11 protein-coding genes are annotated in these 13,842 nt (G+C 57.5%); all 11 read left to right on the top strand.

Annotation, left to right across the window (positions count from 1 at the left end):
* The first annotated feature begins 1 nt into the window (after position 1).
* The 11 genes from ACRDD5_RS08090 to ftsA are packed head-to-tail and all read left to right on the top strand — an operon-like array spanning position 2 to position 13,842.
* Positions 2 to 1,768, top strand: coding sequence for a peptidoglycan glycosyltransferase FtsI (locus tag ACRDD5_RS08090; RefSeq protein ID WP_271282453.1), 1,767 nt, complete (start codon positions 2 to 4; stop codon positions 1,766 to 1,768).
* A complete protein-coding gene (murE, locus tag ACRDD5_RS08085; RefSeq protein ID WP_438676432.1) occupies positions 1,755 to 3,242 on the top strand; it encodes a UDP-N-acetylmuramoyl-L-alanyl-D-glutamate--2,6-diaminopimelate ligase in 1,488 nt (495 codons plus the stop codon). The genes ACRDD5_RS08090 and murE overlap by 14 nt, the downstream gene beginning before the upstream one ends.
* Positions 3,239 to 4,597, top strand: coding sequence for a UDP-N-acetylmuramoyl-tripeptide--D-alanyl-D-alanine ligase (murF, locus tag ACRDD5_RS08080; RefSeq protein ID WP_438676431.1), 1,359 nt, complete (start codon positions 3,239 to 3,241; stop codon positions 4,595 to 4,597). Before murE ends, murF begins: the two co-directional genes overlap by 4 nt.
* A complete protein-coding gene (gene mraY / locus ACRDD5_RS08075) occupies positions 4,591 to 5,673 on the top strand; it encodes a phospho-N-acetylmuramoyl-pentapeptide-transferase (RefSeq protein WP_271266697.1) in 1,083 nt (360 codons plus the stop codon). Before murF ends, mraY begins: the two co-directional genes overlap by 7 nt.
* 2 nt (positions 5,674 to 5,675) lie before the next feature.
* A complete protein-coding gene (gene murD, locus ACRDD5_RS08070; protein WP_438676430.1) occupies positions 5,676 to 6,992 on the top strand; it encodes a UDP-N-acetylmuramoyl-L-alanine--D-glutamate ligase in 1,317 nt (438 codons plus the stop codon).
* Positions 6,992 to 8,236, top strand: a complete 1,245-nt coding sequence (gene ftsW / locus ACRDD5_RS08065; protein ID WP_271282449.1) for a cell division protein FtsW — start codon at positions 6,992 to 6,994, stop codon at positions 8,234 to 8,236. Before murD ends, ftsW begins: the two co-directional genes overlap by 1 nt.
* Entirely contained in the window at positions 8,233 to 9,297 is a 1,065-nt protein-coding gene (murG, locus tag ACRDD5_RS08060; RefSeq protein WP_271282448.1) for an undecaprenyldiphospho-muramoylpentapeptide beta-N-acetylglucosaminyltransferase, read from the top strand. Before ftsW ends, murG begins: the two co-directional genes overlap by 4 nt.
* 59 nt (positions 9,298 to 9,356) lie before the next feature.
* Positions 9,357 to 10,832: a UDP-N-acetylmuramate--L-alanine ligase gene (gene murC, locus ACRDD5_RS08055; RefSeq protein WP_271282447.1), complete on the top strand. Its 1,476-nt coding sequence runs from the start codon at positions 9,357 to 9,359 to the stop codon at positions 10,830 to 10,832.
* A complete protein-coding gene (locus ACRDD5_RS08050; protein WP_271282446.1) occupies positions 10,825 to 11,745 on the top strand; it encodes a D-alanine--D-alanine ligase in 921 nt (306 codons plus the stop codon). The genes murC and ACRDD5_RS08050 overlap by 8 nt, the downstream gene beginning before the upstream one ends.
* A 1-nt stretch (position 11,746) precedes the next feature.
* Complete coding sequence (gene ftsQ, locus ACRDD5_RS08045; protein ID WP_271282445.1) at positions 11,747 to 12,589, top strand: cell division protein FtsQ; 843 nt, start codon at positions 11,747 to 11,749, stop codon at positions 12,587 to 12,589.
* Positions 12,586 to 13,842 carry a cell division protein FtsA gene (gene ftsA / locus ACRDD5_RS08040; protein ID WP_271266704.1) on the top strand — a complete coding sequence of 419 codons (1,257 nt, stop codon included), beginning with the start codon at positions 12,586 to 12,588 and terminating at the stop codon, positions 13,840 to 13,842. Before ftsQ ends, ftsA begins: the two co-directional genes overlap by 4 nt.

Raw genomic sequence — 13,842 nt, 5'->3', positions numbered from 1 at the left:
CATGAAACCCGCGGCGAAGGCGCTAAAACCAAAACGTCAGGAAGAACAGGCCAGCTTTATCAGCTGGCGTTTTGCGTTGCTGTGCGGCTGCATTTTACTGGCGCTGACTTTCCTGCTGGGTCGGGTAGCATGGTTACAGATCATTGCACCCGACATGCTGGTCCGTCAGGGGGATATGCGTTCCCTGCGTGTACAGGAAGTCTCCACCTCACGCGGTTTGATCACCGATCGCTCGGGTCGTCCACTGGCCGTGAGTGTGCCGGTGAAAGCGATCTGGGCAGATCCTAAAGAGCTGCATGACGCGGGCGGGATCACTCTCGATAACCGCTGGAAGGCGCTTGCAGACGCGCTGAAGATACCGCTAGATCAGCTGTCAACGCGCGTCAATGCGAACCCGAAAGGGCGCTTTATCTATCTGGCGCGTCAGGTGAACCCTGACATGGCCGATTACATCAAAAAGCTGAAGTTGCCCGGGATTCATCTGCGTGAAGAGTCCCGCCGTTACTACCCGTCAGGGGAAGTGACCGCCCACCTGATCGGCTTCACCAACGTTGACAGCCAGGGTATTGAGGGCGTTGAAAAGAGCTTTGATAAATGGCTGACCGGGCAACCGGGCGAGCGCGTGGTGCGTAAAGACCGCTATGGCCGCGTAATAGAAGATATCTCCTCAACGGACAGTCAGGCAGCGCACAACCTGGCGTTGAGCATCGACGAGCGCTTACAGGCGCTGGTCTACCGTGAGCTGAACAACGCCGTTGCCTTCAACAAAGCGGAGTCTGGCAGCGCCGTGCTGGTGGATGTGAACACCGGCGAAGTGCTGGCGATGGCCAGTAGCCCGTCTTATAACCCGAATAATTTTGCCGGAACGGCCAAAGACGCGATGCGTAACCGTTCGATCACCGACGTGTTCGAGCCGGGTTCGACGGTCAAACCGATGGTGGTGATGTCTGCCCTGCAGCGCGGCATCGTCAATGAAAACACCGTACTGAACACGGTGCCCTACCGAATTAACGGCCACGAAATCAAAGACGTGGCGCGCTACAGTGAATTGACCCTCACCGGGGTCCTGCAGAAGTCGAGTAACGTCGGCGTTTCTAAGCTGGCGTTAGCGATGCCGTCCTCAGCGTTAGTAGAAACTTACTCACGTTTTGGGCTTGGAAAGGCGACCAATTTGGGGTTGGTCGGAGAACGCAGTGGCTTATATCCTCAAAAACAACGGTGGTCTGACATAGAGAGGGCCACCTTCTCTTTCGGCTACGGGCTAATGGTAACGCCGTTACAGCTAGCGCGAGTCTATGCAACGATTGGCAGCTATGGCGTCTATCGCCCGCTGTCGATCACCAAAGTTGATCCGCCGGTTCCCGGTGAGCGCATCTTCCCTGAATCGATCGTGCGTACCGTGGTTCACATGATGGAAAGCGTGGCGCTGCCGGGCGGCGGTGGCGTGAAGGCGGCGATCAAAGGCTATCGCATCGCAATTAAAACCGGTACCGCGAAGAAAGTCGGACCGGACGGCCGCTACATCAACAAATACATTGCCTACACCGCGGGCGTTGCACCTGCGAGTAATCCACGATTTGCGCTGGTGGTCGTCATAAACGACCCACAGGCGGGTAAATACTACGGCGGCGCCGTTTCCGCGCCGGTCTTCGGTGCCATCATGGGCGGCGTTCTGCGCACCATGAACATCGAGCCGGATGCGCTGGCAACGGGCGAGAAAAGTGAATTTGTAATTAATCAAGGCGAGGGAACAGGTGGCAGATCGTAATTTGCGCGACCTTCTTGCTCCGTGGGTAGCTGGTTTACCTGCGCGAGAACTGCGGGAGATGGTACTCGACAGCCGTGTGGCTGCATCGGGCGATCTTTTTGTGGCAGTAGTCGGTCATCAGGCGGACGGGCGTCGGTATATCCCGCAGGCGATAGCGCAAGGTGTAGCTGCCATTATTGCTGAGGCAAAAGATGAGGCCGCGGATGGTGAAGTGCGCGAAATGCACGGCGTGCCAGTCATCTATCTGAGCCAGTTAACTGAACGCCTCTCCGCGCTGGCGGGGCGTTTTTACCATGAGCCGTCCGACAGGCTGCGCCTGATTGGCGTCACCGGGACCAACGGTAAAACCACCACCACGCAGCTGGTGGCGCAGTGGAGTCAGCTGCTGGGCGAAACCAGCGCGGTGATGGGCACGGTCGGCAACGGCCTGCTGGGCAAAGTCAGCCCAACGGAAAATACCACCGGCTCTGCGGTCGACGTGCAGCATGTGCTGTCCGGCCTGGCTGGGCAGGGGGCGACCTTCGCTGCGATGGAAGTCTCTTCCCATGGGTTGGTACAGCACCGCGTTGCGGCGCTGAAATTTGCAGCCTCGGTGTTCACTAACCTGAGCCGGGACCATCTCGACTACCATGGCGATATGGAAAACTACGAAGCGGCGAAATGGCAGCTTTATTCCACGCACCACTGCGGGCAGGCGATTATCAATGCCGATGACGAAGTGGGCCGCCGCTGGCTGGCGAAGTTGCCGGATGCGGTTGCGGTCTCTATGGACAACCATATCAATCCGAACTGTCACGGCCGCTGGTTGAAAGCCACCGACGTGACCTATCACGACAGCGGTGCGACCATCCGCTTTACCTCTTCCTGGGGTGAAGGCGAAATCGAAAGCCATCTGATGGGGGCCTTCAACGTCAGCAACCTGCTGCTGGCCCTGGCAACCCTGCTGGCGCTGGATTACCCGTTGGCAGAATTGCTCAACACCAGTTCGCAACTGCAGCCAGTATGCGGGCGAATGGAAGTTTTCAGTGCACCAGGCAAACCGACGGTCGTGGTCGATTACGCTCATACGCCGGATGCGCTGGAAAAAGCGCTCGAAGCTGCACGTTTGCACTGTGCCGGCAAGCTGTGGTGCGTCTTTGGCTGCGGCGGCGATCGCGATAAAGGTAAACGTCCGCTGATGGGGGCGATTGCTGAACAGTTTGCTGATATTGCCGTGGTGACGGATGACAACCCGCGTACCGAAGAGCCGCGCGCCATTATCAACGACATCCTGGCAGGAATGCTGGATGCGGGTCGTGCTCGCGTGGTGGAAGGCCGCGCCGAAGCGGTGACCAACACCATCATGCAGGCAGCCGAAAACGACGTGGTCCTGCTGGCCGGTAAAGGCCATGAAGATTATCAGGTCGTTGGTACCCACCGTCTGGATTACTCCGACCGCATCACCGCGGCACGTCTGCTGGGAGTGGTGGCATGATTAGCGTAACGCTCAGTCAGCTCGCCACAATCCTGCAGGCCGACGTCAGCGGCGTCGAGCTCACGCTCGATGCCGTGACCAGCGACACGCGTAAAATCACCCCCGGCTGCCTGTTTGTGGCGCTGAAGGGTGAGCGTTTTGACGCGCATGATTTTGCTGAACAGGCGAAGGCCGCAGGCGCCGGTGCGCTGCTGGTGAGCCGCAAGCTGGACATCGATCTGCCGCAGGTGGTGGTCAAAGACACCCGTCTGGCGTTTGGCGAACTGGCGGCATGGGTTCGCCAGCAGGTGCCGACGCGCATTGTTGCGCTGACCGGCTCCTCCGGTAAAACCTCCGTCAAGGAGATGACCGCTGCGATCCTCAGCCAGTGTGGCAATACGCTCTACACGGCGGGTAACCTGAACAACGATATCGGCGTGCCGATGACATTGCTGCGCCTGACCAAAGAGCATGAATATGCGGTCATCGAACTCGGAGCCAATCATCAGGGTGAAATTGCCTGGACCGTCGACCTGACGCGACCAGAAGCCGCGCTGGTGAATAACCTGGCGGCCGCGCACCTCGAAGGTTTCGGTTCGCTGGAAGGTGTGGCGAAAGCGAAAGGCGAAATTTATACCGGTCTGCCGCTGAACGGCATTGCCATTTTGAATGCCGATAACAACGACTGGCTGAACTGGAAAAGCGTCATTGGCGATCGCAAAACCTGGCGCTTCTCGCCAAACGCTGCCAACAGCGACTTTACCGCCACCAATATCCATGTGACCTCGCACGGTACCGAATTTACGCTGCAGACCCCAACAGGGGATGTGGATGTACTGCTGCCGCTGCCGGGTCGTCACAATATCGCCAATGCCCTCGCGGCAAGCGCGCTGGCAATGGCTGTCGGTGCACCGCTGTCGGCGATCAAAACCGGGCTGGCAAATCTGACGGCCGTACCCGGGCGTCTGTTCCCCATTCAACTGGGAGAAAACAAGCTGCTGCTGGATGACAGCTACAACGCTAACGTCGGCTCGATGACGGCGGCGGTGCAGGTGCTGTCTGAGATGCCGGGTTACCGCGTGATGGTGGTCGGGGATATGGCCGAGCTGGGGGCGGAGAGCGAAGCTTGTCACATCCAGGTGGGTGAGGCGGCGAAAGCGTCCGGTATCGACAGCGTGTTAAGCACAGGCCACCTCAGCCAGGCTATCAGCCAGGCCAGCGGTGTGGGTGAGCATTTCGCCGATAAAGCGACCCTGATCGCTCGGCTGAAAGCGCTGGTAGAAGAACAACAAATTGTGACGGTTTTAGTGAAGGGTTCACGCAGTGCTGCCATGGAAGAGGTTGTGCACGCATTACAGGAGAATGGAACATGCTAGTTTGGCTGGCCGAACATTTGGTCAAATATTATTCCGGCTTTAACGTCTTTTCCTATCTGACGTTTCGCGCCATCGTCAGCCTGCTGACTGCACTGTTCATCTCGCTGTGGATGGGCCCGCGCATGATTGCCCGTCTGCAAAAACTCTCTTTCGGTCAGGTTGTGCGTAACGACGGTCCGGAATCACACTTCAGCAAACGCGGTACCCCGACCATGGGCGGCATTATGATCCTCACCGCGATTGTGGTGTCGGTGCTGCTATGGGCCTACCCGTCAAACCCGTACGTCTGGTGCGTACTGGTGGTGCTGATTGGTTACGGCATTATCGGTTTCGTTGATGACTATCGCAAAGTGGTGCGCAAAGACACCAAGGGGCTGATCGCACGCTGGAAGTATTTCTGGATGTCGGTGATTGCGCTGGGCGTGGCATTTGCGCTGTATCTGGCCGGTAAAGACACCCCGGCAACCGAGTTGGTGGTGCCGTTCTTTAAAGACGTCATGCCGCAACTGGGCCTGTTCTACGTCCTGTTGGCCTACTTCGTGATTGTCGGGACCGGTAACGCGGTGAACCTGACTGACGGCCTGGATGGTTTGGCAATCATGCCAACGGTCTTCGTCGCGGCGGGCTTTGCGCTGGTGGCGTGGGCCAGCGGTAACATGAATTTCGCCAGCTATCTGCACATCCCTTATCTGCGTCATGCCGGTGAGCTGGTGATCGTCTGTACGGCGATAGTCGGCGCGGGCCTGGGCTTCCTGTGGTTTAACACCTATCCGGCGCAGGTCTTTATGGGCGACGTCGGTTCACTGGCACTGGGCGGCGCGCTGGGCATTATCGCCGTGCTGCTGCGCCAGGAGTTCCTGCTGGTGATCATGGGCGGCGTGTTCGTGGTCGAAACCTTGTCGGTGATTTTGCAGGTCGGTTCCTTCAAGCTGCGCGGACAGCGCATCTTCCGGATGGCGCCTATCCATCACCACTATGAACTGAAAGGCTGGCCGGAACCGCGCGTCATCGTGCGCTTCTGGATTATTTCGCTGATGCTGGTGCTGATTGGCCTGGCAACGCTGAAGGTACGTTAATCATGGCAGATTACCTGGGTAAAAAAGTCGTTATCATCGGGTTAGGCTTAACCGGCCTCTCCTGCGTGGACTTTTTCCTCGCACGCGGCGTGACGCCGCGCGTGATGGATACGCGTGTCTCGCCACCGGGTCTGGATAAACTGCCGGAGCAGGTTGAACGCCACCTGGGTAGTCTGAACGAAGACTGGCTAAGTGCTGCCGATTTGATTGTCGCCAGCCCGGGGATGGCTCTCGCACACCCTGCGCTGAGCGCAGCGGCAGAGGCGGGCGTTGAGATCGTCGGCGATATCGAACTGTTCTGCCGTGAAGCGCAGGCGCCAGTGATTGCTATTACCGGTTCAAACGGGAAAAGCACCGTCACCACGCTGGTGGGCGAGATGGCAAAAGCTGCAGGCGTCAACGTTGGCGTGGGCGGTAATATCGGCCTGCCAGCCCTGATGCTGCTGGATGCCGCGCGCGAGCTGTACATTCTGGAACTTTCCAGCTTCCAGCTGGAAACCACCTCAAGCCTGCAGGCAACTGCAGCGACCATTCTGAACGTCACCGAAGACCATATGGATCGCTATCCGTTTGGCCTGCAGCAGTACCGTGCCGCCAAGCTGCGGGTGTATGAAAATGCCCGCGTATGCGTGGTGAATGCCGATGACGCGCTGACCATGCCGGTACGCGGTGCGGATGAACGCTGCGTGAGTTTTGGCATCAATATGGGTGACTATCACCTCACCCGTCAGCAAGGCGAAACCTGGCTGCGGGCACAAGGTGAGAAGGTGTTGAACGTGAAAGAGATGCCGCTTTCTGGCCAGCATAACTACACCAACGCCCTTGCTGCACTGGCGCTGGCGGATGCCGCCGGTTTGCCGCGCGCCACCAGCCTGAAAGCCTTGACTACCTTCAGTGGCCTGGCGCACCGCTTCCAGCTTGCGCTGGAGCATAACGGCGTGCGCTGGGTTAACGATTCAAAAGCCACTAACGTCGGCAGCACCGAAGCGGCGCTGAATGGCCTGCACGTTGACGGTACCTTGCATCTGCTGCTGGGCGGCGACGGCAAGTCTGCCGATTTCTCTTCGCTCAAACAGTACCTGAGCGGCGATAACGTGCGTCTTTACTGCTTTGGCCGCGACGGTGCCGAGCTGGCCGAGCTGCGCCCGGAAATCGCCGAGCAGACCGACACGATGGAACAGGCGATGCGCCTCATCGCGCCGCGCGTGAAGCCGGGCGACATGGTGTTGCTTTCTCCGGCCTGCGCCAGCCTCGATCAATTTAAGAATTTCGAGCAACGGGGCGATCTCTTTACCCGTCTGGCGAAGGAGTTGGGCTGATGCGTTTCTCTTTCCCTCGCCTGAGAATGCCGCGCCTGCCAGGATTTGGCATCCTGATGTGGGTCGCTTCGGCGTTAAAAGGCTGGGTAATGGGCTCCCGGGATCGCGATACCGAGACCCTGATTATGTACGACCGCATGCTGCTCTGGCTCACGCTGGGGCTGGCGGCGATCGGTTTTATTATGGTGACCTCGGCTTCAATGCCCGTTGGGCAGCGCCTGGCGAACGATCCTTTCCTGTTCGCCAAACGTGACGGGTTGTACATCATTCTGGCGTTCTGTCTGGCGATGGTGACGTTACGCCTGCCGATGGAGTTCTGGCAACGCCACAGTACCGCGATGCTGATTGCCTCGATCGCCATGCTGCTGATTGTACTGGTGGTGGGGAGCTCGGTTAACGGAGCGTCGCGCTGGATTGCCTTTGGCCCGCTGCGCATTCAGCCTGCGGAATTTACCAAGCTTTCGCTGTTCTGCTACCTCGCCAACTATCTGGTGCGCAAGGTGGATGAAGTGCGTAACAACCTGCGCGGCTTCTTAAAACCGATGGGCGTGATCCTGGTACTGGCGGTACTGCTGCTGGCCCAGCCTGACCTCGGGACCGTGGTGGTGCTGTTCGTGACCACACTGGCGATGTTGTTCCTGGCGGGAGCGAAACTCTGGCAGTTCATCGCCATCATCGGGATGGGGATTTCAGCCGTGGTGCTGCTGATCCTCGCCGAACCTTACCGTATTCGTCGTGTGACATCGTTCTGGAACCCGTGGGAAGATCCCTTTGGCAGTGGCTACCAGCTGACGCAGTCGTTAATGGCATTTGGCCGCGGTGAAATCTGGGGTCAGGGACTGGGCAATTCCGTACAAAAACTGGAATATTTGCCCGAGGCACATACCGACTTCATCTTCTCCATTATCGGCGAAGAGCTGGGTTATATCGGTGTGGTACTGGCACTTTTAATGGTATTCTTCGTCGCTTTCCGTGCGATGTCTATTGGCCGAAAAGCACTGGTGATCGACCACCGTTTTTCAGGGTTTTTAGCCTGTTCAATTGGCGTCTGGTTTAGCTTCCAGGCTCTGGTTAATGTCGGTGCCGCAGCCGGTATGCTGCCGACCAAAGGGCTGACCTTACCGTTGATCAGTTACGGTGGGTCGAGCCTGCTGATTATGTCGACCGCAATTATGTTTTTACTGCGGATAGATTATGAAACGCGTCTGGAAAATGCCCAGGCGTTTACACGAGGTTCACGATGAATCAACCGAAGCGGTTAATGGTGATGGCGGGCGGTACCGGTGGACACGTGTTCCCGGGGCTCGCGGTTGCGCACCATTTAATGGATCAGGGCTGGCAAGTGCGCTGGCTGGGAACCGCAGACCGCATGGAGGCCGATCTGGTGCCGAAGCACGGGATCGACATCGACTTTATCCATATTTCCGGCCTGCGTGGCAAAGGGCTGAAAGCCCTGCTGCTGGCTCCGGTGCGTATTTTCAATGCCTGGCGTCAGGCGCGGGCGATCATGCAGCGCTTTAAGCCAGACGTGGTGCTGGGCATGGGCGGATATGTCTCGGGTCCTGGCGGACTGGCCGCATGGTCGCTGGGTATTCCGGTGGTTCTGCATGAGCAGAACGGCATCGCAGGTCTGACCAACAAGTGGCTGTCCCGAATCGCCAGCAAAGTGATGCAGGCCTTCCCCGGCGCATTTCCGAACGCTGATGTGGTGGGCAACCCGGTGCGCGTCGATGTGCTGGCGCTGCCATTGCCGCAGCAACGTCTCGTCGGGCGTGAAGGCCCGGTGCGCGTGCTGGTGGTGGGCGGCTCTCAGGGGGCGCGTATTCTGAACCAGACCCTGCCGCAGGTGGCCGCTAAGCTCGGCGACGCGGTGACCATCTGGCATCAAAGCGGTAAAGGTGCGCAGCAAACGGTCGAGCAAGCGTATGCCGACGCGGGTCAGGCGCAGCATAAAGTGACAGAATTTATCGACGATATGGCAGCAGCCTATGCCTGGGCCGATGTCGTGGTCTGCCGCTCCGGTGCGCTGACGGTGAGCGAAATTGCTGCTGCAGGGTTACCGGCGCTGTTTGTGCCGTTCCAGCACAAAGACAGGCAGCAGTACTGGAATGCACTGCCGCTTGAGAAAGCCGGTGCCGCAAAAATATTTGAACAGCCGCAGTTTACCGCTGATGCGGTCGCCACTACCCTGGCGGGCTGGAACCGGGAGACCTTGCTGGAGATGGCGCAGCACGCACGTGCGGCCGCGATCCCGGATGCAACGGAACGGGTGGCGAAAGAAGTGAGCCTGGCAGCACAGGCTTAACCCTCGCAGCGCGTGTTGCGCTGCACGAATTTTTTGAAGTAGTCGATGGCGTTTAGAGAATGAATACACAACAACTGGCGAAACTGCGTTCAATCGTGCCCGAGATGCGTCGCGTCCGGCACATTCACTTTGTTGGCATCGGCGGCGCCGGTATGGGCGGTATTGCCGAAGTGCTGGCGAATGAAGGTTACCAGATCAGCGGTTCCGATCTGGCGCCGAACCCTGTTACGCAACAGTTGGCGTCACTTGGCGCGACCATTTATTTTAACCATCGCCCGGAAAACGTCCTCGACGCGAGCGTCGTGGTGGTTTCCAGCGCCATCTCTGCGGACAACCCTGAGATCGTCGCTGCGCACGACGCGCGTATCCCGGTGATCCGCCGCGCAGAGATGCTGGCTGAGCTGATGCGTTTTCGTCATGGTATCGCCGTTGCAGGCACCCATGGCAAAACCACCACTACGGCGATGGTCTCCAGTATTTATGCTGAAGCCGGTCTCGATCCGACCTTCGTCAATGGCGGGCTGGTAAAAGCCGCTGGCGTGCATGCGCGCCTGGGTCACAGCCGCTACCTGATCGCTGAAGCGGATGAGAGCGATGCATCGTTCCTGCATCTGCAGCCGATGGTGGCAATTGTGACCAACATCGAAGCCGACCATATGGATACCTACCAGGGCGATTTCGAAAATTTAAAGCAGACCTTTATCAACTTCCTGCACAACCTGCCGTTTTATGGCCGTGCGGTAATGTGCGTTGATGACCCAGTGATCCGCGAGCTGTTGCCGCGCGTCGGGCGTCAGACCACCACGTACGGTTTCAGTGACGATGCCGACGTGCGCCTGGAAGACTATCAGCAGACAGGCGCCCAGGGGCATTTCACCCTGGTGCGACAGGATAAAGAGAGTATCCGCGTTACCCTGAACGCGCCAGGTCGCCATAATGCGTTGAACGCCGCAGCGGCCGTGGCGGTGGCAACGGAAGAGGGCATTGAAGACGAGGCCATTTTACGGGCGCTGGAAAGCTTCCAGGGGACCGGTCGTCGTTTTGATTTCCTTGGCGAATTCCCACTGGAAGCCGTTAACGGTAAAAGCGGTACTGCGATGCTGGTTGATGACTACGGACATCACCCGACTGAAGTCGAGGCCACCATCAAAGCGGCGCGCGCGGGATGGCCGGATAAAAATCTGGTAATGCTGTTCCAGCCGCACCGTTATACGCGTACTCGCGATCTTTACGACGACTTTGCCAACGTGCTGGGGCAGGTCGATACGCTGCTGATGCTGGACGTGTACGCGGCAGGCGAAGCGGCGATACCGGGTGCGGACAGTCGCTCCCTGTGCCGTACCATCCGTGGCCGCGGCAAGATTGACCCGATTCTGGTCTCCGACCATGCCCAGGCGGCGGCGATGCTTGCCCCTGTGCTGACCGGCAATGATTTGATTCTGGTGCAAGGTGCGGGAAATATCGGCAAGATCGCCCGTAGCCTGGCTGAAATCAAACTTAAGCCGCAAATTTCGGAGGAAGAGCGTCATGGCTGATAAAATCGCGGTCCTGTTTGGCGGCACTTCCGCCGAGCGCGAGGTTTCCCTGAATTCCGGCGCCGCTGTACTGGCAGGACTCCGTGAAGGCGGCGTCGATGCACACCCGATCGATCCAAAAGAGACGGACGTGACGCGCCTGAAAGAGATGGGCTTTGATAAAGTCTTTATCGCACTACACGGTCGCGGCGGTGAAGATGGCACGCTGCAGGGGTTGCTGGATGTGATCGGCCTGCCTTATACCGGTAGCGGCGTCATGGCGTCGGCCATTTCGATGGATAAACTGCGCAGCAAATTGCTGTGGCAGGGCGCGGGTCTGCCGGTCGCGCCATGGGTAGCACTGACGCGTCGCGAGTTTACGCGAGGCCTTGATGCCAGCGTAAACGCACAGATCGCCGAACTCGGTTTACCGGTCATTGTGAAGCCCAGCCGTGAAGGCTCCAGCGTGGGCATGTCCAAAGTTGAATGTGCTGCTGATTTAACATCTGCATTAGCGCTGGCATTTCAACACGATGAAGAAGTACTCATCGAAAAATGGCTCAGTGGACCCGAATTCACCGTTGCGATGCTGGGCGAAGAAATTTTACCGTCAATTCGTATCCAACCAGCCGGAACCTTCTATGATTATGAGGCGAAGTATCTCTCTGATGAGACGCAATATTTTTGCCCAAGTGGTCTCGAGGCTGAACAAGACGCTGATTTGCGCATTCTGGTACTCAAAGCCTGGAATATGCTGGGCTGTCAGGGCTGGGGACGGATTGACGTGATGCAGGACAGTGACGGGCAATTCTACCTGCTGGAAGCCAATACTTCTCCAGGTATGACCAGCCACAGTCTGGTACCGATGGCGGCGCGTCAGGCGGGAATGAGTTTTTCGCAGTTAGTCGTGCGCATTCTGGATCAGGCAGGCTGATATGTCTCAGGCTGCGCTGAACACGCGAAACCGCGAGGAAGAGGAAGAAGAATATTCTTCACGGCGGAGCAATGGAACGCGTCTTGCAGGGATTACCTTCCTGCTCGCCGTGCTGTGTACCGTGTTTGTCAGCGGCTGGATGGTGCTCGGCTGGATGGAAGATGCACAACGTCTGCCTCTGTCGAAGCTGGTCGTCACGGGCGACCGCCACTACACGCGCAACGATGATATCCGTCAGTCGATTCTGGCGTTAGGCTCGCCGGGTACGTTTATGACGCAAGATGTGAATATCATCCAGAGTCAAATCGAACGTCTGCCGTGGATTAAGCAGGCAAGCGTCAGAAAGCAGTGGCCCGATGAATTGAAGATTCATCTGGTTGAATATGTACCCATTGCACGTTGGAATGATCAGCATATGGTTGACGTAGATGGAAATTCCTTCAGCGTTCCCGCCGATCGTGTCAGCAAGAATAATTTACCTCTGTTGTATGGCCCGGAAGGTAGCGAAAACGAAGTGTTAGACGGTTTTCGCACCATGGGGCAGGTTCTGGCGAAAGATCGCTTTAACTTAAAAGAAGCGGCGATGACGGCGCGTCGTTCATGGCAGTTGACGCTAACGAACGACATTAAGCTGAATCTTGGTCGCGGTGACACGATGAAGCGCCTGGGACGTTTTGTAGAACTCTATCCGGTTCTGCAGCAGCACGCTCAGGCCGAAGGCAAACGGATAAGCTACGTTGATTTGCGCTATGACTCAGGCGCATCGGTCGGGTGGATCCCTGCACCGGTTGAGGAACCTAATCAGCAACAGAATCAGGCACAGGTACAGGCAGAACAACAATGATCAAGGCGACGGACAGAAAACTGGTAGTTGGACTGGAGATTGGCACCGCGAAGGTTGCCGCTTTAGTAGGGGAAGTTCTGCCCGACGGTATGGTCAATATCATTGGTGTGGGCAGTTGCCCGTCTCGTGGTATGGATAAAGGTGGGGTAAACGACCTCGAGTCGGTGGTGAAATGCGTGCAGCGCGCCATCGACCAGGCTGAATTGATGGCAGATTGCCAGATTTCCTCCGTGTATCTGGCGCTCTCTGGCAAGCACATTAGCTGCCAGAATGAGATCGGGATGGTGCCGATCTCAGAAGAAGAAGTTTCGCAGGAAGACGTCGAAAACGTGGTGCATACGGCGAAGTCGGTACGCGTACGCGATGAACATCGCGTTCTGCACGTAATCCCACAGGAATACGCCATCGACTATCAGGAAGGCATCAAAAATCCTGTCGGACTTTCCGGCGTGCGTATGCAGGCAAAAGTGCACTTGATCACATGTCACAACGATATGGCGAAAAACATCGTCAAAGCGGTTGAACGTTGTGGTCTGAAAGTTGACCAACTTATCTTCGCCGGTCTGGCCGCGAGTTATTCCGTGCTAACTGAGGACGAACGTGAGCTGGGTGTCTGTGTGGTGGATATCGGTGGTGGTACTATGGATATCGCCGTCTACACGGGTGGCGCGCTGCGCCATACCAAAGTAATCCCTTATGCCGGGAATGTGGTCACCAGCGATATCGCTTATGCCTTTGGCACTCCGCCAAGTGATGCAGAAGCCATCAAGGTGCGTCACGGCTGTGCATTAGGCTCCATTGTGGGCAAAGATGAGAGCGTTGAAGTGCCGAGCGTTGGCGGTCGTCCGCCGCGCAGCCTGCAGCGCCAGACACTGGCCGAGGTCATTGAGCCGCGTTATACCGAGCTGCTTAACCTGGTCAACGAAGAAATTTTGCAATTACAGGAACAGCTTCGCCAGCAGGGCGTGAAACATCATCTTGCGGCGGGAATTGTGTTAACCGGCGGTGCAGCGCAAATTGAAGGTCTTGCAGCCTGTGCGCAGCGCGTGTTCCATACGCAGGTGCGAATTGGCGCCCCGTTGAACATCACCGGTCTGACGGATTATGCTCAGGAGCCGTATTATTCGACGGCCGTGGGCTTGCTTCACTACGGGAAGGAGACCCACCTCAGTGGTGAAGCAGAAGTAGAAAAACGCGTGTCAGTCGGTTCGTGGATCAAACGAATCAACACCTGGCTGCGAAAAGAATTTTAA

The sequence above is a fragment of the Silvania sp. genome, from assembly GCF_051656365.1.
Classification (GTDB): Bacteria; Pseudomonadota; Gammaproteobacteria; order Enterobacterales; family Enterobacteriaceae; genus Enterobacter; species Enterobacter hatchlandensis.
This window is presented reverse-complemented; position numbering and strand designations above follow the sequence as displayed.

Excerpts from the sequence above, each read along its gene's own strand:
- ftsA (WP_271266704.1), top strand. The coding sequence starts at position 12,586 with ATGATCAAGGCGACGGACAGAAAACTGGTAGTTGGACTGGAGATTGGC.
- ftsW (WP_271282449.1), top strand. The coding sequence starts at position 6,992 with ATGCGTTTCTCTTTCCCTCGCCTGAGAATGCCGCGCCTGCCAGGATTT.
- mraY (WP_271266697.1), top strand. The coding sequence starts at position 4,591 with ATGCTAGTTTGGCTGGCCGAACATTTGGTCAAATATTATTCCGGCTTT.
- murD (WP_438676430.1), top strand. The coding sequence starts at position 5,676 with ATGGCAGATTACCTGGGTAAAAAAGTCGTTATCATCGGGTTAGGCTTA.
- ACRDD5_RS08090 (WP_271282453.1), top strand. The coding sequence starts at position 2 with ATGAAACCCGCGGCGAAGGCGCTAAAACCAAAACGTCAGGAAGAACAG.
- ftsQ (WP_271282445.1), top strand. The coding sequence starts at position 11,747 with ATGTCTCAGGCTGCGCTGAACACGCGAAACCGCGAGGAAGAGGAAGAA.
- murG (WP_271282448.1), top strand. The coding sequence starts at position 8,233 with ATGAATCAACCGAAGCGGTTAATGGTGATGGCGGGCGGTACCGGTGGA.
- ACRDD5_RS08050 (WP_271282446.1), top strand. The coding sequence starts at position 10,825 with ATGGCTGATAAAATCGCGGTCCTGTTTGGCGGCACTTCCGCCGAGCGC.
- murC (WP_271282447.1), top strand. The coding sequence starts at position 9,357 with ATGAATACACAACAACTGGCGAAACTGCGTTCAATCGTGCCCGAGATG.
- murF (WP_438676431.1), top strand. The coding sequence starts at position 3,239 with ATGATTAGCGTAACGCTCAGTCAGCTCGCCACAATCCTGCAGGCCGAC.